Origin of the sequence: Kitasatospora purpeofusca, assembly GCF_036010405.1 — a bacterium.
In the GTDB taxonomy this organism is placed as follows: Bacteria; Actinomycetota; Actinomycetes; order Streptomycetales; family Streptomycetaceae; genus Kitasatospora; species Kitasatospora purpeofusca.
In genome coordinates this window covers 7,945,002-7,965,484 of the sequence record NZ_CP108561.1, presented here as the reverse complement: position 1 = coordinate 7,965,484, position 20,483 = coordinate 7,945,002, and the positions used below count along the sequence as shown (strand labels likewise).

The window sequence follows — 20,483 nt, the reverse complement described above, 5'->3', positions numbered from 1 at the left end:
ACCGTGACCAGACGTGTGGGGGTCGTTGTTTCAGAACAACACAGTGGACGCGAGCAACTGAGGACAAGCCCTCGGCCTATTAGTACCGGTCAACTCCACCCCTCACAGGGCTTCCATATCCGGCCTATCAACCCAGTCGTCTACTGGGAGCCTTACCCTCTCAAGGAGGTGGGAGTGCTCATCTCGAAGCAGGCTTCCCGCTTAGATGCTTTCAGCGGTTATCCCTCCCGAACGTAGCCAACCAGCCATGCCCTTGGCAGGACAACTGGCACACCAGAGGTTCGTCCGTCCCGGTCCTCTCGTACTAGGGACAGCCCTTCTCAACACTCCTACGCGCACAGCGGATAGGGACCGAACTGTCTCACGACGTTCTAAACCCAGCTCGCGTACCGCTTTAATGGGCGAACAGCCCAACCCTTGGGACCTACTCCAGCCCCAGGATGCGACGAGCCGACATCGAGGTGCCAAACCATCCCGTCGATATGGACTCTTGGGGAAGATCAGCCTGTTATCCCCGGGGTACCTTTTATCCGTTGAGCGACGGCGCTTCCACAAGCCACCGCCGGATCACTAGTCCCGACTTTCGTCCCTGCTCGACCCGTCAGTCTCACAGTCAAGCTCCCTTGTGCACTTACACTCAACACCTGATTGCCAACCAGGCTGAGGGAACCTTTGGGCGCCTCCGTTACTCTTTAGGAGGCAACCGCCCCAGTTAAACTACCCACCAGACACTGTCCCTGATCCGGATCACGGACCCAGGTTAGACATCCAGCACGACCAGAGTGGTATTTCAACGACGACTCCACCATGACTGGCGTCACGGCTTCAAAGTCTCCCACCTATCCTACACAAGCCGAACCGAACACCAATATCAAGCTATAGTAAAGGTCCCGGGGTCTTTCCGTCCTGCTGCGCGAAACGAGCATCTTTACTCGTAATGCAATTTCACCGGGCCTATGGTTGAGACAGTCGAGAAGTCGTTACGCCATTCGTGCAGGTCGGAACTTACCCGACAAGGAATTTCGCTACCTTAGGATGGTTATAGTTACCACCGCCGTTTACTGGCGCTTAAGTTCTCAGCTTCGCCCCGACGAATCAGAGCTAACCGGTCCCCTTAACGTTCCAGCACCGGGCAGGCGTCAGTCCGTATACATCGCCTTACGGCTTCGCACGGACCTGTGTTTTTAGTAAACAGTCGCTTCTCGCTGGTCTCTGCGGCCACCCCCAGCTCTGGCAGCAAGTGCCGTCACCAGGAATGGCCCCCCTTCTCCCGAAGTTACGGGGGCATTTTGCCGAGTTCCTTAACCATAGTTCACCCGAACGCCTCGGTATTCTCTACCTGACCACCTGAGTCGGTTTGGGGTACGGGCCGCCATGAAACTCGCTAGAGGCTTTTCTCGACAGCATAGGATCATCCACTTCACCACAATCGGCTCGGCATCAGGTCTCAGCCTTGATGAGTGACGGATTTGCCTATCACTCGGCCTACACCCTTACCCCGGGACAACCACCGCCCGGGCTGGACTACCTTCCTGCGTCACCCCATCGCTCACCTAGTACAGACTTGGTCCAGCGGCTCCACCACGTCCCTTCGTCCGAAGACTCCGGGCCGGCTTCACGGCTTTAGCATCACCTGGTTCAGCGTTGGCGCTTCAAAGCGGGTACGGGAATATCAACCCGTTGTCCATCGACTACGCCTGTCGGCCTCGCCTTAGGTCCCGACTTACCCTGGGCAGATCAGCTTGACCCAGGAACCCTTGGTCAATCGGCGCAAGAGTTTCCCACTCTTGTATCGCTACTCATGCCTGCATTCTCACTCGTGTACCGTCCACGACTGGTTTCCACCGCCGCTTCACCCGGCACACGACGCTCCCCTACCCATCACAGCAGGCGTTGGCCCTATATGCTGCAATGACACGACTTCGGTGATGTGCTTGAGCCCCGCTACATTGTCGGCGCGGAATCACTTGACCAGTGAGCTATTACGCACTCTTTCAAGGGTGGCTGCTTCTAAGCCAACCTCCTGGTTGTCTCTGCGACTCCACATCCTTTCCCACTTAGCACACGCTTAGGGACCTTAGTCGGTGTTCTGGGCTGTTTCCCTCTCGACCATGGAGCTTATCCCCCACAGTCTCACTGCCACGCTCTCACTTACCGGCATTCGGAGTTTGGCTAAGGTCAGTAACCCGGTGAGGCCCATCGCCTATCCAGTGCTCTACCTCCGGCAAGAAACACGTGACGCTGCACCTAAATGCATTTCGGGGAGAACCAGCTATCACGGAGTTTGATTGGCCTTTCACCCCTAACCACAGGTCATCCCCCAGGTTTTCAACCCTGGTGGGTTCGGTCCTCCACGAAGTCTTACCTCCGCTTCAACCTGCCCATGGCTAGATCACTCCGCTTCGGGTCTTGGGCATGCAACTGTATCGCCCTGTTCGGACTCGCTTTCGCTACGGCTACCCCACACGGGTTAACCTCGCTACACACCGCAAACTCGCAGGCTCATTCTTCAAAAGGCACGCAGTCACGAGACACACAGCAAGCTGCGTGTCCGACGCTCCCACGGCTTGTAGGCACACGGTTTCAGGTACTATTTCACTCCGCTCCCGCGGTACTTTTCACCATTCCCTCACGGTACTATCCGCTATCGGTCACCAGGGAATATTTAGGCTTAGCGGGTGGTCCCGCCAGATTCACACGGGATTTCTCGGGCCCCGTGCTACTTGGGAGTTCTTCAAACGAGCCGTACAGATTTCGTCTACGGGGGTCTTACCCTCTACGCCGGACCTTTCGCATGTCCTTCGACTACCTGTACGGTTTCTGACTCGCCGACCGGCCGGCAGACCGGTCAAGAAAAATCCCACGACCCCATCAGCGCAACCCCTGCCGGGTCTCACACGCTCATGGTTTAGCCTCATCCGGTTTCGCTCGCCACTACTCCCGGAATCACGGTTGTTTTCTCTTCCTGCGGGTACTGAGATGTTTCACTTCCCCGCGTTCCCTCCACATACCCTATGTGTTCAGGTATGGGTGACAGCCCATGACGACTGCCGGGTTTCCCCATTCGGAAACCCCCGGATCAAAGCCTGGTTGACGGCTCCCCGGGGACTATCGTGGCCTCCCACGTCCTTCATCGGTTCCTGGTGCCAAGGCATCCACCGTGCGCCCTTAAAAACTTGGCCACAGATGCTCGCGTCCACTGTGCAGTTCTCAAACAACGACCAGACACCCACACTCGACAAGTCCGAAAACTTGCCTCGCATGGGACCGGCATCACTGAAGCAACAGCCTCACGGCCGTTCCCTCAGGACCCAACAACGTGCCCGACACACCCGATCAACAATCCGTTTTCCACGCCGAAGCAGTACTGACGGATGCCAACCAAGTGTGCCGAATAGTCAACGTTCCACCCATGAGCAACCGTGCAGGACATTCGCCTGCAAGCGGCACATTGCTCCTTAGAAAGGAGGTGATCCAGCCGCACCTTCCGGTACGGCTACCTTGTTACGACTTCGTCCCAATCGCTGGTCCCACCTTCGACGGCTCCTTCCCTTACGGGTTAGGCCACCGGCTTCGGGTGTTACCGACTTTCGTGACGTGACGGGCGGTGTGTACAAGGCCCGGGAACGTATTCACCGCAGCATGCTGATCTGCGATTACTAGCAACTCCAACTTCATGGGGTCGAGTTGCAGACCCCAATCCGAACTGAGGCCGGCTTTTTGGGATTCGCTCCGCCTCGCGGCATCGCAGCCCTTTGTACCGACCATTGTAGCACGTGTGCAGCCCAAGACATAAGGGGCATGATGATTTGACGTCGTCCCCACCTTCCTCCGAGTTGACCCCGGCAGTCTCCTGTGAGTCCCCATCACCCCGAAAGGCATGCTGGCAACACAGAACAAGGGTTGCGCTCGTTGCGGGACTTAACCCAACATCTCACGACACGAGCTGACGACAACCATGCACCACCTGTATACCGACCACAAGGGGGCGACCATCTCTGGCCGTTTCCGGTATATGTCAAGCCTTGGTAAGGTTCTTCGCGTTGCGTCGAATTAAGCCACATGCTCCGCTGCTTGTGCGGGCCCCCGTCAATTCCTTTGAGTTTTAGCCTTGCGGCCGTACTCCCCAGGCGGGGAACTTAATGCGTTAGCTGCGGCACCGACGACGTGGAATGTCGCCAACACCTAGTTCCCAACGTTTACGGCGTGGACTACCAGGGTATCTAATCCTGTTCGCTCCCCACGCTTTCGCTCCTCAGCGTCAGTAATGGCCCAGAGATCCGCCTTCGCCACCGGTGTTCCTCCTGATATCTGCGCATTTCACCGCTACACCAGGAATTCCGATCTCCCCTACCACACTCTAGCCTGCCCGTATCGAATGCAGACCCGGGGTTGAGCCCCGGGCTTTCACATCCGACGCGACAGGCCGCCTACGAGCTCTTTACGCCCAATAATTCCGGACAACGCTCGCACCCTACGTATTACCGCGGCTGCTGGCACGTAGTTAGCCGGTGCTTCTTCTGCAGGTACCGTCACTTGCGCTTCTTCCCTGCTGAAAGAGGTTTACAACCCGAAGGCCGTCATCCCTCACGCGGCGTCGCTGCATCAGGCTTTCGCCCATTGTGCAATATTCCCCACTGCTGCCTCCCGTAGGAGTCTGGGCCGTGTCTCAGTCCCAGTGTGGCCGGTCGCCCTCTCAGGCCGGCTACCCGTCGTCGCCTTGGTAGGCCATTACCCCACCAACAAGCTGATAGGCCGCGGGCTCATCCTGCACCGCCGGAGCTTTACACCCGGGACCATGCGGTCCCAGGTCATATCCGGTATTAGACCCCGTTTCCAGGGCTTGTCCCAGAGTGCAGGGCAGATTGCCCACGTGTTACTCACCCGTTCGCCACTGATCCACCCCGAAGGGCTTCACCGTTCGACTTGCATGTGTTAAGCACGCCGCCAGCGTTCGTCCTGAGCCAGGATCAAACTCTCCGTGAATGTTTACTCGGCCCAATGATTAGAAGGGGCCGGTCTACACTCGCGTCGAGCGGCACGGCAACCACCGGAATTGGGCGGCCCCGCGCACTGCGTCCTCGCTAGTGTTTTACTTCAAAAGGAATCTCCAACCCCAGGAAACCCTGAGGCCGGGGATGTCAACATATCTGGCGTTGACTTTTGGCACGCTGTTGAGTTCTCAAGGAACGGACACTTCCTTCAGGCGGCTTTCACACCGGCCCTCCGGGCGCTTCGTTCTTTCGTGTTTCAAGCTTATCAGATGTTTTCCGCTCCGTTTTCCGGAGTTTCATTCAGCCGACTTCGCTTTCCGCTTGTCCCCGCTCTCTCGCGGCGACTCCGGAACTGTACGGGGACGGGAGCGTCAGAAGCAAATCGTCCCGCCCCGCGGCGGCGGGACGGGACGATCGGCGGTCGGAGCGCACCTCAGGCGCGACCCATCTCCTCGGCGATGGCCGCCGCGAAGGCGTCGATGTCGGCCTCCGTGGTGTCGAAGGAACACATCCAGCGGACCTCACCGGTGTGCTCGTTCCAGAAGTAGAAGCGGTAGCGCTTCTGCAGCCGCTCGCTCACCTCGCGCGGGAGGATCGCGAACACCGCGTTCGCCTGGACCGGGCGGACCACGGTCACGCCGTCGATCCCGCGGACCGCGGCCTCCAGCCGGCTCGCCATGGCGTTGGCGTGGCCGGCGTTGCGGAGGTAGAGGTCGCCCGAGAGCAGCGCCTCGAACTGGACCGAGACGAAACGCATCTTCGACGCGAGCTGCATCGAGGTCTTGCGCAGGAACTTGATGTTCCGGACCTTCTCGGGGTTGAGCACGACCACGCACTCGCCGAGCAGCAGGCCGTTCTTCGTGCCGCCGAAGGACAGCACGTCGACGCCCACGTCCGTGGTGAAGGCGCGCAGCGGGACGCCGAGCGAGGCGGCGGCGTTGGAGAGGCGCGAGCCGTCCACGTGGACCAGCATGCCGAGCTGGTGCGCGTGGTCGACGATCGCCCGGATCTCCTCCACCGTGTAGAGGGTGCCGAGCTCGGTGCTCTGGGTGATCGAGACCGCGAGCGGCTGCGCGCGGTGCTCGTCGCCGAAGCCCCAGGCCTGCTGGTCGATGAGCTCGGGGGTGAGCTTGCCGTCGGGGGTGGGGACGGTGAGCAGCTTGATGCCGCCCATCTTCTCCGGCGCGCCGCCCTCGTCCACGTTGATGTGGGCGCTCTCGGCGGCGATGACCGCGCCCCAGCGCGGCAGCAGGGCCTGCAGGGCGACGACGTTGGCGCCGGTCCCGTTGAAGACGGGGTACGCCTCGGCCTGCTCGCCGAAGTGGCGGCGGAAGACGTCCTGCAGGTGGGTAGTGTAGTCGTCCTCACCGTAGGAGACCTGGTGGCCGCCGTTGGCGAGGGCGATGGCGGCGAGCACCTCGGGGTGCACGCCGGCGTAGTTGTCACTGGCGAAGCCGCGGACGGCGGTGTCGTGCCGCCGCTGCGCGTCCGTGTGGCCGGAGAGCTCGGAAATGTCGGTCATTGGGCTGTCAGCCACAGGTGCTGTCCGTTCAGTTCTTCTGCGGGGCGGTCCCAGAGGCCCGCGAGGTGTTCGGCGAGGTCGGCGGTGTCGGTGAAGCCGGCGAACTTCGCCTCCGGCTTCTCGGCCCGCATCTCGGGACTGACCAACGCCTTGATCACCAGGATGGCAGCCGCAGCGGTGGGCTTGCCGTCCTCGGCGGTGGTCTCCTTGCGGAAGGAGTCCGCCATGGCCAGCGTCCAGGCCTCGGTGGCGGCCTTCGCGGCGGCGTAGGCGGCGCCGCCCGCGGTGGGCTTGTGCGCGGCGGCGGCGGAGATCATCGCGTAGCGGCCGGACTCGCTGCGGACCAGGGCGGGCTGGAACGCCAGCGAGGTGTGCTGGAGGGTGCGCACGACGGTGTCGTGCAGGAAGTCCCAGTCGTCGATCCGGCTGTCGAAGAAGGTCTTGCTGCCGCGCCAGCCGCCGACGAGGTGGAACACGCCGTCGACGTGGCCGTGCTCGGCCTCCAGGTGGTCGGCCCAGTCGTGGACCTCCTGCGGGTCGAGGAGGTCGATGACCTGGCCGCTGACGCGCGCGCCGCGGACGGCGATGCGGACGGAGTCGAGTGCGGACTCCAGGCGCTGGGCGTCGATGTCGGCGCCGATGACGGTGGCGCCGTCGGAGGCGAGGCGGCGCAGCACGGCCTGGCCGGCCGGGCCGCTGGCTCCGGCGACGGCGATGACCTTGCCGGTCAGCGGTCCCTTGGGTGCGGTGGTCACGCGGCGACTCCCTGCAGGCCGGCGCCGGTGATACCGGCGGTCGAGGCGATGACGCCGCCGAGCTTCTTCGAGAGGGCCTCGTAGAACATGCTCAGCGGGAACTCGTCGGGGAGCACAGCGTCGCACAGCGCCTTGTTGAGCGCCTTGCCGTCGGTGGTGCCGAACGGCAGTGCCTCGGTGCCCTTCGCCCAGGTCGAGGCCGGGTGCGGGGTGAGGTAGCGGGAGACCAGCTCGTAGGCGGCGATCCAGTGGGCCGGCTTCGGGCGGTCGATACCGTCGCGGTAGAGGGTCTCGATCTCGGCGCAGAGGTCGTTGGTGACCTTCGGGGCCCGCTCCCAGTCGATGCTGAGGCGGTTGTCGCGCCAGCGCAGCGCGTCGTGCTTGTGCAGGTAGGCGAAGAGCAGCTGGCCGCCCATGCCGTCGTAGTTGCGGACGCGGTCGCCGCTGACCGGGAAGCGGAAGAGGCGGTCGAAGAGGATCGCGTACTGGACGTCGCGGGCGTGCACGTTGCCCTCGGTCTCCAGCTTCACCGCCTCCTTGAAGGTGGTGAGGTCGCAGCGGAGCTCCTCCAGGCCGTACATCCAGAACGGGCTGCGCTGCTTGATCATGAAGGGGTCGAACGGCAGGTCGCCGTGGCTGTGGGTCCGGTCGTGGATGAGGTCCCAGAGCACGAAGGTCTGCTGCGAGCGCTCCTGGTCCTGCAGCAGGCTCTCGGCGTCGGCGGGGATCTCCAGGCCGAGCAGTTCGACGGCGTTGGTGGAGACCACGCGGAAGCGGGCGGCCTCGCGGTCGCAGAAGATGCCGCCCCAGGTGAATCGTTCCGGCGCCTTGCGCACGGCCACGGTCTCCGGGAAGAGGACGGCGGAGTTGGTGTCGTAACCGGCCGTGAAGTCGGTGAAGGTGATCGGCACGAACATCGGGTTGTCGAAGCGGGTCCGCTCCAGCTCGGCCAGCCACTCGGGCCACACGACGTTCAGCAGGACGGCTTCCAGGTTGCGGTCCGGGTTGCCGTTCTGGGTGTACATCGGGAAGACGACCAGGTGCTGGAGGCCGTCCTCGCGCTGGGTCGCGGGCTGGAAGGCGAGCAGCGAGTCCAGGAAGTCGGGCTCCCGGTAGCCGGTGTCGGCCCACTTGGCCAGGTCCGCGTCGACGGCGGCCAGGTAGGCGGCGTCGTGCGGGAAGAGCGGGGCCAGCTCGGCGACGGCGGTGCGCACGGTCGCGACCAGGGGGTCGACGGTGTGGCGCTGCACGGCGGCCAGGTCGATGGAGCCGTCCTTGGACTGCAGGGGGCGCAGGGTCTCGACGGCGTCCTTCAGTCGCAGCCAGGCCGGGTGCGCGGCGAGGCTCTGGGCCGGGGCGTCGGCCGCCACAGCGACCCTTGGCGAAAGATTCTGCATCGGGGACTCACTTCAACAGGAGGGTTTTCAACGAGACCACCATATGTACGAAAGGTTCTTCTGTTCAAGGGCGGGTTCGGCGCCGGATCTTTCGTGACCAGGGGTGGAGCACGCGTGACAGGCGCGTGAACAGGCGAGGGGATCTTCCGGACGGCAGGGGACGAAGCCTCCCAAGGCGACCATGCCGCGCGTGTCCCGGGCCCGCCACCGGGGGAGGTCACCACCCGACCGGTCCGCCTCTTCGCCCAGGAGCGCCGCCCATGCCCCTCCCCCGCACGTCCGTCGTCGCCGCGCTGCTCGCCGGTGCCCTGCTGGCCGCGGTCACCGGCTGCGCCGCCCAGGAACCGGCCTCCGGTTCCGGCTCCGCGTCCCCGGCCCAGGGCGGCTCCGCCGACTGCTCGCCCGGAGCGCTGCCGACCCGGACGGCGGGGACGCTCGCCGTCGGCACCGACAAGCCCGCGTACGGGCCGTGGTTCTCGGAGGACCGGCCGGAGAACGGCAAGGGATTCGAATCGGCGGTGGCGTACGCGGTCGCGGCGAAGCTGGGGTACCCCAAGGAGAAGGTGTCCTGGGTGGTCGCACCGTTCGGCCGGGCGACCGCGCCCGGCCCCAAGGACTTCGACTTCGACATCAACCAGGTGTCGATCAGCACCGAGCGCCGACAGGCGGTGGACTTCTCCTCCGGCTACTACGACGTGCGGCAGGCGGTGATCGCGCTGAAGAGCTCCAAGGCCGCCTCGGCCCGGAGCCTGGCCGACCTGAAGGGGGTCAAGCTGGGTGCCCAGGTGGGGACCACCAGCCTGGAGGCGATCACCGGCACCCTGCGGCCGTCGGCGCCGCCGGCCGTCTTCGACTCCAACGACCTGGCGAAGGCCGCGCTGAGGAACGGTCAGGTTGAGGCGCTGGTGGTGGATCTGCCGACGGCCTTCTACATCACCGGGGCCGAGGTGACCGAGGCCGTGGTGGTCGGTCAGCTGACGGGCGCCGGCGGCGGGGCCGAGCAGTTCGGACTGGTGCTGGACAAGGGCTCCCGGCTGACCGGCTGCGTCTCGGCGGCGGTGGACGCGCTGCGGGCCGACGGCACGCTCGGGCGGCTGGAGCAGGAGTGGCTGTCCGACGCCGTGTCCGCTCCCGTACTGCGGTGAGCACGGAGGACGTGAGCGCCGGAGACATGAGCGCCGGGGAGGTGAGCACGGAGGACGTGACCGCGGAGCACGGGAAGGCGGCCGCCCCGCCCGGCTACCGGCCCTCGGCGCGCCGACTGGCCCGGGAGGCGTTCCGCCGCCGCCGCGCCCGCCGCTCGGCGCTGATCGCCACCGCCTCGACCGTGCTGACGGCGGTCGCGCTGGTCGCCCTGGTGGTCGGCTCGCCGGGCTGGCCGGCGGTGCGGCGCTCGTTCTTCAGTGCCGAGTACGCCCGGCAGGCGCTGCCCGAGGTGCTCAAGGGGCTGCGGATCAATCTGGAGCTGATGGCCGTCTGCGGGGTGCTGATCCTCGTCCTCGGCCTGCTGCTCGCGGTGCTGCGGACGCTGCGCGGGCCGGTCTTCCTGCCGGTGCGGCTGCTGGTCACGGTCTACGTGGACTTCTTCCTCGGCCTGCCGATGATCATCTGCCTGCTGGTGATGATCACCGGCGTCCCGGCGCTGCGGCTGACCGGGGTCACCACCGACCCGCTGTGGCTGGGCGGCGCGGCGCTGGTGCTCACCTACGCGGCGTACGTGTCCGAGGTGTTCCGGGCCGGGATCGAGTCGGTGCACCCGAGCCAGCTGGCCGCCGCCCGCTCGCTGGGCCTGTCGCACACGCAGGCGATGCGGTTCGTGGTGCTGCCCCAGGCGGTGCGCCGGGTGGTGCCGCCGCTGCTCAACAACCTGGTCAGCCTGCAGAAGGACACCGGGCTGGTGTCGATCGGCGGGGTGATCGACGCGGTCTACGCGGCGAAGATCATCAACGGCCGGTCGTTCAACTCCACCCCGTACCTGGTGGCGGCGCTCGTCTTCGTGGCGCTGACCGTGCCGCTGACCCGGTTCACCGGCTGGCTGACCGCCCGGGCCGACCGCCGGCGCTACGAAGGGGGCCTGTCGTGACGGTGCCGGGACAGTCGGCCGACGGGACGGCCGACGGGACAGCAGACGGGACGGCCGACGGCCGTGAGCCGGTCCTGCGGCTGGAGGCGGTGCGCAAGACCTTCGGCGACGGCCGGGTGGTGCTCGCGGACGTGCACCTGAGCGTGCCCGAGCACTCGGTGACGGCGCTGATCGGCGCGTCCGGCTCCGGCAAGTCGACGCTGCTGCGGTGCGTCAACCTGCTGGACCGGATCGACGACGGCGCGGTGTTCCTGGACGGCACCGAGATCACCGACCCGCGCGTGGACGAGGACGCCGTCCGGCGGCGGATCGGCGTGGTGTTCCAGGCGTACAACCTCTTCCCGCACCTGACCGTGCTGGAGAACGTGACGCTCGCCCCGCGCCGGGTGCACGGGGTGCCGCGCGCCGAGGCGGAGGCGCGGGCGCTGGAGCTGCTGGAGCGGCTCGGTCTCGCGGACCGGGCCGGCGCCTACCCGGACCGGCTCTCGGGCGGGCAGCAGCAGCGGGTGGCGATCGTCCGGGCCCTGGCCACCGGGCCGCGCCTGCTGCTGCTCGACGAGATCACCGCCGCGCTGGACCCGGAGCTGGTCGGCGAGGTGCTGTCGGTGGTGCGGGACCTCAAGGAGCGGGGCATGACGATGCTGCTCGCCACGCACGAGATGGGCTTCGCGCGCGAGGTCGCCGACCAGGTCTGCTTCCTGGACGGCGGGGCGGTGCTCGAACAGGGGCCGCCGGAGCGGGTGTTCGGGGCGCCGACGGAGGAGCGGACCCGGCGCTTCCTGAGCCGGGTGATCGCCTCGGGCCGGCTCGCCGGGTGACCGGAGCGTCCGCACCCGGGCGCCAGTACCCGAATGCCGGGGCCGGGCGGCGCCCGACGCCCGACCGCACCACGAGGAGCACAACCGTGCGCCCCCGTACGCGCCCTGCTGTGCACGGCGGCGAGCGGTGATCGTGGACGGTACGCCCGTCCGCGCCGCCCGGGAGGCCGCCGTTGCACGGTCCAGACCTGGTCAGCTGGCTGCTGGCCGTCCTCACCGCGGCCTCCGGTGGCTACTGCCTCTCCCGGCTGCGCCGCGCCCCGTGCACTCCCGTCCCGGCCCCGGCCGCCACCGCCCCGGCCGCCCTTCCCGGCGCCGGTCCCGGCCGGCTGCACACCCACGAGGCGGACCTCGCCGAGGGACTGATGGGTTTCGGCATGGCCGCGATGGCGGTCGCCGGTGCGGCCGTACCGGGCGAGGTGTGGGCCTGGGTCTACGGTCCGCCCGCCGTGCTCCTGCTGCTGGCGGCGGCCCGCCGTCCGGACCGGCGGGCGCACCGGCTGCACCACGCGGTCGGGGCGCTGGCGATGACGTACATGGCGCTGGCGATGACCGCCGCCCCCGGGCACGCCGGGCACCATCCGGCCACCGGCTCGCCCGCGCTGACCGGCGCCCTGCTCGCCTACTTCGGCGGGTACGCGCTGTGGTCCGGCAGCCGGCTGCTGAGCGGCTCCGGCGGCACGGCGGCGGTGGCCTCGGCCGGACTGCCCCGGGCCTGCCGACTGTCCATGGGCATCGGCATGTTCGCCATGCTCCTGACCATGTGACGACCGTCCGCCGTCCCGTCCGTCCGCACCGGGCGAGGACGGACGGGACGACGGACGACGAACCGGCAGCGGGTCGGCGGCACCCGGGCGCCCCCTCGTGACCCGCCCCCGTCCGCCAGGTGTCGTGGCGTTGGTCACTGGGCGACCGAAAGCCGTTCCACCCGGCTCCGGCAGCGCATAGGTTGACCGGAAGCGCACTGTCGCGCTCCGTGCGTCCCCGGGGAGCCCATGCCATGACGGCCCTGCTCGGCCTGTTGCTGCTCGGACTGGTGCTCGCCACCCTCGCCCCCCGGCTGCTGGTCCGGGCGCGCTGGGTGGAGCGGGAACCGGTCCTGGCGCTGCTGGTCTGGCAGTGCCTGGTGGTGGCGGTGCTGCTGTGCTGCGCGCTGGGCCTGGTGCTCGCCGCGATGGCCGCCCTCCCCGACCTGCGCACGGTGCTCTTCGGCTGCGCGCCGACCGGCGTCGAGGCCGCGTACGGCCTGCACAACGCCGAGGGCTGGGGCCGGCTCTGCGCGGCGGTGCTGGCGGCGGGCGGGCTGCAGACGGTGGTCGCGCTGACCCGGGAGATCCGTACCGCGAAGGCCCTGCGGGCCCGTCGGCACGCCCAACTGGCCGAGCTCTCACCGCCGTTGCCGGAGTCGATCGAGCCGGTCTCGGGTGTCGGCGCCCGGCCCCGCCGGGAGCGGCTGGTGGTACTGGAGAACGTCCGCCCGGAGGCGTGGTCGCTGCCGGGGCAGGACTCCCGGCTGGTGGTCACCACCGGGGCCCTCCACCGGCTCACCGCCCGCGAACTGGCGGCGGTTCTCAGCCACGAGCGCGGGCATGTGCGGGCCCGGCACCACTGGCTGGCCCAGGGGGCGCAGGCGCTCGCCTCCGGCTTCCCCGGGGTCGGGGTGTTCCGCGCCTTCCGGGACCAGGTGGGCGAGTTGGTGGAGCTGGCGGCGGACGACCGGGCGGCGCGCCGGCACGGGCGCCACACCACGGCCCTGGCGCTGGCGGGGATCAATCTGGAGCGCGGGGTGTTCGGCGCCTGCCCGCCCGGGCAGGCGCAGTCCCCGAAGCGGGTGGACCGACTGCTGGCGGGGCGGCCGAGGCTGTCCGTGCCGCACCGGCTGCGACTGACCGTGGCCGCCCTGGCGGTGCCCGCTGCGGTCGTCCTGCTGGCCGTCGCCCCGGGGCTGCTCGCTCTGCGCTGAGCCGCCCCGCCAACACCTGCGCGAAGCAGCGACATTGACGGAGCGTCGGATCCTTGCCGAAGCGCCCTACGGCTCCTCGGTCAGGGTGAGCGACAGCACCTCGCGATGCAGCTCGCGGGCCTCGGCGTAGCGCCGGCAGCCCTCCTCCGTGAGCGCGACCTGGATGCCGCGCCGGTCGGCGGCGCACATCGCCCGAGTGACCAGCCCCGCCTTCTCCAGTCGGCCGATCAGCCGGGAGAGGGCGCTCTGACTGAGGTGCACGGTGGGGGCGAGCTCCTGCACGCGCAGGCCCTTGTCGCCGCTGTCGCAGCCCTCGACGAGGCGCTCCAGCACCTCGAACTCGCTCATGCCCAGGCCGTGTTTCTCGCCGAGCTCGCGGTCGAGCAGACAGGCGGTCCGGGCATGCCGGGCGAGCAGGTCGCGCCACTGGGCGACCAGCCCTGCCTCCTCCGGGGAGTCGAGTTCAGCCACCCCGCCACAGTATCACAGCGTCAACAACTTATGCGTTAACATCTTATTCACTTGCATTGGATGCATGTGCATGTAGTGTCTTGCGTCATGACCACAGCGACCGCCACGACCACCGACGATCCGTCACATGCCGGGGCCCACTGGACTCCCCGACTCTGGGGCACCCTGATCGTGCTCTGCGCCGCGCTCTTCCTGGACGCCCTGGACATCTCGATGGTCGGCATCGCCCTGCCGTCCATCGGCTCCGAACTGCACCTGTCCACCTCCACCCTCCAGTGGGTGGTCTCCGGCTACGTGCTCGGCTACGGCGGCCTGCTGCTGCTCGGCGGCCGCACCGCCGACCTGCTCGGCCGCCGCCGGGTCTTCCTGACCGCGCTCGGCGTCTTCGCCGCCGCCTCCCTGCTCGGCGGCCTGGTCGACGACGGCGGCCTGCTGATCGCCGCCCGCTTCCTCAAGGGCGTCGCGGCCGCGTTCACCGCGCCGGCCGGCCTGTCGATCATCACCACGACCTTCCCCGAGGGCCCGGCCCGCAACCGGGCACTGTCGATCTACACCACCTGCGGCGCCAGCGGCTTCTCGCTCGGCCTGGTGCTCAGCGGCCTGCTCACCGCGGTCGGCTGGCGCTGGACCTTCCTGATGCCCGTCCCGATCGCGCTGATCGCCCTGGTCTTCGCCGTCCGGCTGCTCCCCCGCCCGACCGAGGAGAAGGCCACCGGCCGCTACGACGTGCTCGGCGCGATCACCGGCACCACCGCCGTGCTGCTGCTGGTGTTCACCGTCACCGAGGCGCAGGGCGCGGGCTGGCTGAGCCTGCGCACCCTGGGCTCGCTGGCCGTCGTGGCGCTGCTGGCGGCGGCGTTCCTGGTGGTCGAGAGCCGGACCGCGCACCCGCTGGTGCGGCTCGGCATCTTCCGCAACGGCTCGGTCGCCCGGGCCAATGTGATCGCCTTCGCGATGACCGGCGCGTACGGCGGCTTCCAGTTCGTGGTCACCCTCTACCTGCAGGACCTGCTCGGCTGGTCGGCCCTGACGATGGCGCTCGGGCTGCTCCCGGCCGGCGCGATGATCGCGCTCTCGGCGCCGTTCATGGGCCCGGTGGTGGACCGCTTCGGCACCGGCCGGCTGCTGCCGATCGGCCTGCTGGCCCTGGTCGGCGCGTTCGCCCTGTTCCTGCGGCTGGACGCGCACAGCTCGTACCCGGTGCTGGTGCTGCCCTCGATCGTCCTGCTCGGCGTCGGCTTCGCGCTCGCCTTCCCCTCGGTGAACATCGCCGCCACCGACGGGGTGGCGGACGAGGAGCAGGGCCTCGCCTCGGGCCTGGTGAACACCGCGATCCAGGTGGGCACCGCGGTCGTCCTGGCCGGCGCCACCGCGATCATCACCGCGGGCAGCAACGGCGGCACCGGCGCCGAGGCCCAGCTGGACGGCTACCGGCCGGCCCTGCTGTTCGTCACCGGGGTCGCGCTGGTCGGCCTGGTGATCGCGGTGGCGGGAGCCGTGCTCGACCGGCGGAAGAAGGCAACCTCCCTGCCGGTACCGGACTATGATTATCCGTCAGTAGGCCGGGAGGACCTGGCCGGGCGCCGCGACGAGATCCTCAGCAAGAGCTGAGCGGCGGCAGAGGTTCCGCATCACCCGGATCCACCCTTCGCCGTCGGGCTGGGCGCCGGCTCTACCAAACCCCCGTGTTGGTAGGGCCGGCGCCTCCGTACGGGCCGAACCCGGACCGCCCGGCCGATTGCCGGTCGCCGGGGTCCGGTCGCCGGCCCGGCCAGTATATTGGCCGCCAGCCAACGAACGTACGGAGCAGACACGATGGCACCTCGCGGGGATTCGGTCAATGAGGAGATGCGCCAGCGCTCCCGGCGCCGCATCATGCGGGCCACCGTCGAGCTGGTCGACCAGCGCGGATACGCCGGCACCACGCTGACCGACATCGCCGAGCGGGCCGGGCTCGCGCGCGGCCTGCTCTCCTACTACTTCGACGGCAAACGGCTGCTGATGCAGTCGGCCACCCACCGGATGATGCACCAGGCGCTCTCCACCGCCCTCGACGAGCTGGCACCCGAGGCCGGCCCCGAGGACCGGCTCGCCCGGGCCATCGACGCGGTGCTGAGCCTGGCCATGGACCACCCGAGGGTGATGCGCTCGCACCTCGCGCTCATCCTCGACCCGGACACCGGCGCCTTCGTCCAGGACCCGGAGCAGCAGCGGCTCGGCTCGATCCTCCAGGGACTGCTGCGCGACTGGGGCGCACCCGACCCGCCGGCCGAGCACGCGGTACTGCGCAGCGCGCTGATGGGCGGCTGCATAGGCGTGCTGCTGCCCGGGGCGGAACTCCCGCTGGCCCCGATCCGGGCCGACCTGTTCCGCCGCTACGACCTGCCCTGGCACCTGGGCCGTCCGCCGCAGCCGCTCCCGCCGGAACGGGAACGGCCGCCGGCCCGCGGCTGAACCGCGGCGGCCGGCGGCCGCCCTGCCTGTCCGGCGCCCCGGGGGCACCGGTCCGGTCCGGGCTCAGCGCTCCTTGAGGATCGAGGCCAGCAGGTCGATGGTGCGCTCGGGCGTGAGGCTGTCCACGCAGAGCCGCTCCATGACCTGGATGTAGGCGTCGACGTCGTCGCGCTTGTCCAGGTACAACGCGCTGGTCAGCTGCTCCAGGTACACCACGTCCGCGAGGTCCTGCTCGGGGAAGCGCAGGATGGTGAACGCACCGGACTCACCGGCGTGCGCACCGAAGCGGAACGGCATGACCTGGATGACCACGTTGGCCTGCTCGGCGGCGTCGATCAGGTACTGGACCTGGCCGCGCATCACCTTGGGGCCGCCGACCGGACGGCGCAGCGCGGCCTCGTCGATGACCGCCCAGAGCCGCGGGCTGCCGCCCTCGGTGAGGAGCTTCTGACGGCGCATCCGCAGGCTGACCCGGCGTTCGACCTCCTCCTCGCTGATCACCGGCCGACTCTGGCCGAAAACCGCCCGTGCGTACTCCTCGGACTGCAGCAGGCCGGGGACGAACTGGACTTCGTAGGTGCGGATCAGGGCAGCGGCCTCCTCGAGGCCGACATAGGTCTGGAACCAACCCGGCAGGACGTCGTTGAAGCTGTGCCACCAGCCCGACTTGTTGGCCTCACGGACCAGGCCGAGCAGCGCCTCGCGTTCGAGGCCGTCGTCCACGCCGTAGAGGCTGAGCAGGTCGGCGACGTCACGTTCCTTGAAGCTGACCCGGCCGAGTTCCATGCGGCTGATCTTGGACTCGGAAGCCCGGATCGCGTAGCCCGCGTCCTCGCGGGTGATGCCGCGCGTCTCGCGGAGCCGGCGCAGCTGGGAGCCGAGGAGGATCCGGCGGACCATCGAGCCGCCGCCCGGCTGAACTGTGGTCATGCGGTCCTAACCTCCACCTAGGGCAAACAGCGCACAGTCTGCCATCAGTTGAGCGCTCACGGTGCCGATACTGACGGATGTTCCTATCGGTTCTGCACTCCGCACACCAGGATGCACGTGCATCCGGCGCTTGCATATGCCATTTGAACGACTGCACGTGAATCGGCTCTTGCATCTGTAGTGAGCGCAGAGCACGATGGTGCACGTGCACCTGCACATCCCTGGCAATCCCGCGGGCTCCGCGTCGACCCCACGCGCGATTCCGTGCACCGGCCCGGTAGCGCCCCCGCGCCTCCGGGCCCTCGTGCGCGCGCGCCTGGTCGAGGCGGCCGCGCGGCCGAGCGAGTCGGAGGTGACCGGCATGACCCCGGCGGGTCCAGCCGTGTCCGCCCCCTTATGGGAGGAGCTCTTCATGAGCACCGGAACGGCTTTGGCAGTCGACCCCCATGTGGTCACGTGTACGCTCGCTCCCCGCTACGAAGCCGTCAGAACCGCGCGCGACTTCGCCAGGACCGCCCTGCAGCGCTGGGGCCTGGGCGAGCTCTTCGACGATGTCGCGCTGGTGGCCTCGGAGCTGGTGACCAACGCGTTGCGGCACGCGATCGGCGCGTGCCCGACGGCGGCGGACGACCACGACTTTCCCACGCAGCCGACGCCCGAGGGCAGGCTGCCGATCCGAATAAGCCTCGTGCACCGCGCGCCCCAGGTGGTCTGCGCGGTGAGCGACCCCAGCAGCCTGGGCCCGGTGGCCCGGGAGGCGGACTTCGTGGCCGAGTCCGGCCGCGGACTGCACCTGGTGGACTCCTTCAGCCGTTCCTGGGGCTGGCACCCGCTGGGCGGCGGCAAGGTCGTCTGGGCGCTGTTCGAGGCGGAGGAGAGCCTGCGACCGGTCCCCGCGGCCGAGTTCGGCGGACGGCACCGGCGCTCGGCCTGATGCCTGACTCCTGACGCCCGACGCCTGACTCGGCGTCCGCCGACAGTCGCGCCGGGAACACCACACCACGGCCGGCAGGCTTCTTCGGCGACCACTCCACCCCGGCAACGGCGATCGGCGGCCCACGGGCAGCGGGCACCGGCAGCCTCCCGGCGGTGGCGTCGCTCCGATCCCTGCCACTCCGAACCCTGCCACTCCGATCCGCGTGCGGCGGCTCGGCAGAGCGGCGGAAGCGGGCCCAGCGGGGGAAGCGGGCCCAGCGGCGGAAGCGGGCCCGGCCGCGAAGGCCGGGCGCCCCTCGGCCCGGGATCCCGGGGGCGGGAGAGCCGGGAGAACCGGCAAGCACGGCCGAAAAAGACTAAAGGCCGTCGTGGTGTCAGCACCCACGACGGCCCCCCGATGGTGAAGCCGGCGACCGGTCAGACCGCCAGGTGGTCGAACTCCCCGTCCTTGGCCCCCAGCAGCAGTGCGGCGATCTCGGCCCGGGTGTAGATCAGCGCCGGACCGTCCGGGAAGCGCGAGTTGCGCATCGCCACCTCGCCCCCCGGAAGGGCGGCGAATTCGACGCAGTTCCCCTGGGAATTGCTGTGCAGGCTCTTCTGCCAGACCACGCCTTCGAGGTCCGCAGCGGCCATCCCGTTGTACGTGTCGTACGTGTCGTGCGAGTCGTGCATAGAAATCTCCCGAAGAGCTCCGGAGTGGGTCGTCCAGCTCGGCGCCCCGGCCCCGGCCGTACGACCGGGCCGGCCCCGTACCGGCCCGGCACAACGCCTCACTTGACGCGATGATAGCTCCAGTGCACGTGCATCAGCACGGGACATTGCAGGTGCACGGCCTTTTCGACACCGAACCGGAACTCTTCACAAGGAGCCCCCCGGCGGTATATAAGCGGACATAGCCGAGCGAATCGACAAGTAGCCGCTAACCGCCCGTAGGCGACCCCCCGCTGAATGTTGATCTTCCGACGCCGGGAGTCGCACCTCAGTGACGCTCCGTCAGGCCGGTCGTATGCTGTGAGACATCTCACGCGCCACTCGAGCAACGAAAGCCCCGTTCCGTCGCATCTACGCGGGTACCGGGACAACTGCCGCCCGGAGGCCGGTTATGTCCGGTTTTCGCAGTGGTGGTCCCACCCGGTACGGCAGCCGAATGCGGGCCGGGCGGGCCGATGTCCTACGATCTCCGCCATGAGCACCGCAGCCATCCCGGGCGCGCCACTGCCCGTCCGTACTCCAGGCTCCCGTGCGCGGGGGCGCCACCGCCGTCCCGAGCGCCCCGAGATCCCGGCCGGTTCCCCGGCCCTGCTGCTCGCCGTCCCCGCGGCCGCCGGACCGGAATCCCGGTCCGTGGTCGAGGAGCTGCTGTCGATCGTCCGCAGCGAGCAGAACGGCGTGCTGACCGCCGCCGGCTACCTGCCGACCGGCGGGGCCGACGGCCGGCAGACCGGCGGGACCACGGCCGAGCGCACCGTCGCCGAACTCCTGACCGAAGCGGCCGAGGCCGGCCTGCCGACGCCCGTCGTGGTACCGCTGGTGCCCGGCCCGCACGGCTTCCTCCCCGAACTGCACGCCCTCGCCGCCGAGTACGGCGCCCAGGTCACCGACACCCTGGGCCCGCACCCGCTGCTCGCCGAGGCCGTCCACGTCCGCCTCTCCGAGGCCGGTCTGGCCCGCGCCGACCGCGCCCGCCTGTTCGCCATCGCGACCGCCGCCGACGGCGTGGTGCTCACCACCGTCGGTGGGCAGCCCGCGGCCGACGCGGCCGGCATCACCGGCATGCTGCTGGCCGCCCGGCTCGCCGTCCCGGTCGTCGCCGCCGCGCTGGACATCCCCGGCTCGGTGGCCGAGGCCGTCGCCCACCTCAAGGAGATGGGTGCCCAGAACCCGGCCCTGGCCCCGCTGGTGATCGGCCCCGAGGCGGACGCCGAGCTGCTCGCCGCGGCCGCCGAGGAGTCCGGCTGCCCGTCGGCCGCGCCGCTGGGCGCGTACCAGGCGGTGGGTCAGCTGGTCGCCTCCACCTACCTGGCCGCGCTGCCGGCCGTCGCCCCCGACTTCGGGGCCGACGAGGCCGAGGACACCGACGAGACCGGCCTCCGCGGCAACGGGCGGCACGCCGCCCAGTAGCGGACACCGCGTGGGCGGGCCCGGAACGGCAGCGCCGTT

General features: G+C 68.6%; 15 protein-coding genes and 2 rRNA genes. 9 read left to right on the top strand and 8 right to left on the bottom strand.

The annotated features are described in order from the left end of the window. Positions 1 to 59 precede the first annotated feature (59 nt). The 5 genes from OG715_RS34785 to OG715_RS34765 form a co-directional block, all read right to left on the bottom strand. Positions 60 to 3,182 (bottom strand): 23S ribosomal RNA (locus OG715_RS34785). 280 nt (positions 3,183 to 3,462) lie between these two features. After that, positions 3,463 to 4,986: ribosomal RNA gene (locus OG715_RS34780) — 16S ribosomal RNA — on the bottom strand. Together the 16S and 23S rRNA genes form the textbook arrangement of a ribosomal RNA operon. A gap of 441 nt (positions 4,987 to 5,427) precedes the next feature. Next, positions 5,428 to 6,516 (bottom strand): threonine aldolase family protein, encoded by a 1,089-nt coding sequence (locus tag OG715_RS34775; RefSeq protein WP_266273301.1) that lies wholly within the window; start codon positions 6,514 to 6,516, stop codon positions 5,428 to 5,430. After that, a complete protein-coding gene (locus OG715_RS34770; protein ID WP_030392226.1) occupies positions 6,513 to 7,271 on the bottom strand; it encodes an SDR family oxidoreductase in 759 nt (252 codons plus the stop codon). Before OG715_RS34770 ends, OG715_RS34775 begins: the two co-directional genes overlap by 4 nt. Beyond that, complete coding sequence (locus OG715_RS34765) at positions 7,268 to 8,668, bottom strand: DUF6421 family protein (protein WP_266273302.1); 1,401 nt, start codon at positions 8,666 to 8,668, stop codon at positions 7,268 to 7,270. The genes OG715_RS34770 and OG715_RS34765 overlap by 4 nt, the downstream gene beginning before the upstream one ends. A gap of 260 nt (positions 8,669 to 8,928) precedes the next feature. On the opposite strand from OG715_RS34765, the gene OG715_RS34760 reads away from it, so the two are divergent. The 5 genes from OG715_RS34760 to OG715_RS34740 all read left to right on the top strand — a co-directional run bounded on the left by OG715_RS34760 (position 8,929) and on the right by OG715_RS34740 (position 13,532). Then, positions 8,929 to 9,813 (top strand): ABC transporter substrate-binding protein, encoded by an 885-nt coding sequence (locus tag OG715_RS34760; protein ID WP_266273303.1) that lies wholly within the window; start codon positions 8,929 to 8,931, stop codon positions 9,811 to 9,813. 26 nt (positions 9,814 to 9,839) lie between these two features. Further along, positions 9,840 to 10,751 carry an amino acid ABC transporter permease gene (locus OG715_RS34755; RefSeq protein WP_407661145.1) on the top strand — a complete coding sequence of 304 codons (912 nt, stop codon included), beginning with the start codon at positions 9,840 to 9,842 and terminating at the stop codon, positions 10,749 to 10,751. Positions 10,752 to 10,825: 74 nt separating this feature from the next. Continuing rightward, positions 10,826 to 11,569 (top strand): amino acid ABC transporter ATP-binding protein, encoded by a 744-nt coding sequence (locus OG715_RS34750; protein ID WP_266274595.1) that lies wholly within the window; start codon positions 10,826 to 10,828, stop codon positions 11,567 to 11,569. Positions 11,570 to 11,742: 173 nt separating this feature from the next. Continuing rightward, positions 11,743 to 12,336 carry a DUF5134 domain-containing protein gene (locus OG715_RS34745; protein WP_266273305.1) on the top strand — a complete coding sequence of 198 codons (594 nt, stop codon included), beginning with the start codon at positions 11,743 to 11,745 and terminating at the stop codon, positions 12,334 to 12,336. 233 nt (positions 12,337 to 12,569) lie between these two features. Further along, positions 12,570 to 13,532 carry a M56 family metallopeptidase gene (locus tag OG715_RS34740; protein WP_266273306.1) on the top strand — a complete coding sequence of 321 codons (963 nt, stop codon included), beginning with the start codon at positions 12,570 to 12,572 and terminating at the stop codon, positions 13,530 to 13,532. A gap of 66 nt (positions 13,533 to 13,598) precedes the next feature. On the opposite strand, the gene OG715_RS34735 is transcribed toward OG715_RS34740, so the two are convergent. Next, a complete protein-coding gene (locus OG715_RS34735; RefSeq protein WP_266273308.1) occupies positions 13,599 to 14,003 on the bottom strand; it encodes a MarR family winged helix-turn-helix transcriptional regulator in 405 nt (134 codons plus the stop codon). An 87-nt stretch (positions 14,004 to 14,090) separates the two neighbouring features. Here OG715_RS34735 and OG715_RS34730 point away from each other — a divergent pair, with 87 nt between their 5' ends. Together OG715_RS34730 and OG715_RS34725 are read left to right on the top strand one after the other, a co-directional pair. Continuing rightward, positions 14,091 to 15,614, top strand: coding sequence for an MFS transporter (locus tag OG715_RS34730; protein ID WP_266273309.1), 1,524 nt, complete (start codon positions 14,091 to 14,093; stop codon positions 15,612 to 15,614). 237 nt (positions 15,615 to 15,851) lie between these two features. Continuing rightward, positions 15,852 to 16,457, top strand: coding sequence for a TetR/AcrR family transcriptional regulator (locus OG715_RS34725; RefSeq protein WP_266273310.1), 606 nt, complete (start codon positions 15,852 to 15,854; stop codon positions 16,455 to 16,457). Between the two features lie 63 nt (positions 16,458 to 16,520). Here OG715_RS34725 and OG715_RS34720 read toward each other — a convergent pair whose 3' ends face one another. Then, complete coding sequence (locus OG715_RS34720; protein ID WP_030392216.1) at positions 16,521 to 17,387, bottom strand: helix-turn-helix domain-containing protein; 867 nt, start codon at positions 17,385 to 17,387, stop codon at positions 16,521 to 16,523. 412 nt (positions 17,388 to 17,799) lie between these two features. Here OG715_RS34720 and OG715_RS34715 point away from each other — a divergent pair, with 412 nt between their 5' ends. After that, entirely contained in the window at positions 17,800 to 18,321 is a 522-nt protein-coding gene (locus OG715_RS34715; RefSeq protein WP_266273311.1) for an ATP-binding protein, read from the top strand. Between the two features lie 419 nt (positions 18,322 to 18,740). Here the strand turns inward: OG715_RS34715 and OG715_RS34710 are convergent, their stop codons facing one another. Beyond that, on the bottom strand, positions 18,741 to 18,995 hold the full coding sequence (locus OG715_RS34710; RefSeq protein ID WP_030392214.1) for a DUF397 domain-containing protein: 255 nt from the start codon (positions 18,993 to 18,995) through the stop codon (positions 18,741 to 18,743). Between the two features lie 513 nt (positions 18,996 to 19,508). On the opposite strand from OG715_RS34710, the gene OG715_RS34705 reads away from it, so the two are divergent. After that, complete coding sequence (locus OG715_RS34705) at positions 19,509 to 20,444, top strand: hypothetical protein (protein WP_266273312.1); 936 nt, start codon at positions 19,509 to 19,511, stop codon at positions 20,442 to 20,444. Positions 20,445 to 20,483 lie beyond the last annotated feature (39 nt).

Excerpts from the sequence above, each read along its gene's own strand:
- OG715_RS34720 (WP_030392216.1), bottom strand. The coding sequence starts at position 17,387 with ATGACCACAGTTCAGCCGGGCGGCGGCTCGATGGTCCGCCGGATCCTC.
- OG715_RS34760 (WP_266273303.1), top strand. The coding sequence starts at position 8,929 with ATGCCCCTCCCCCGCACGTCCGTCGTCGCCGCGCTGCTCGCCGGTGCC.
- OG715_RS34775 (WP_266273301.1), bottom strand. The coding sequence starts at position 6,516 with ATGACCGACATTTCCGAGCTCTCCGGCCACACGGACGCGCAGCGGCGG.
- OG715_RS34710 (WP_030392214.1), bottom strand. The coding sequence starts at position 18,995 with ATGCACGACTCGCACGACACGTACGACACGTACAACGGGATGGCCGCT.
- OG715_RS34725 (WP_266273310.1), top strand. The coding sequence starts at position 15,852 with ATGCGCCAGCGCTCCCGGCGCCGCATCATGCGGGCCACCGTCGAGCTG.
- OG715_RS34765 (WP_266273302.1), bottom strand. The coding sequence starts at position 8,668 with ATGCAGAATCTTTCGCCAAGGGTCGCTGTGGCGGCCGACGCCCCGGCC.
- OG715_RS34730 (WP_266273309.1), top strand. The coding sequence starts at position 14,091 with ATGACCACAGCGACCGCCACGACCACCGACGATCCGTCACATGCCGGG.
- OG715_RS34705 (WP_266273312.1), top strand. The coding sequence starts at position 19,509 with ATGAGCACCGCAGCCATCCCGGGCGCGCCACTGCCCGTCCGTACTCCA.
- OG715_RS34755 (WP_407661145.1), top strand. The coding sequence starts at position 9,840 with ATGAGCGCCGGGGAGGTGAGCACGGAGGACGTGACCGCGGAGCACGGG.
- OG715_RS34740 (WP_266273306.1), top strand. The coding sequence starts at position 12,570 with ATGACGGCCCTGCTCGGCCTGTTGCTGCTCGGACTGGTGCTCGCCACC.
- OG715_RS34715 (WP_266273311.1), top strand. The coding sequence starts at position 17,800 with ATGAGCACCGGAACGGCTTTGGCAGTCGACCCCCATGTGGTCACGTGT.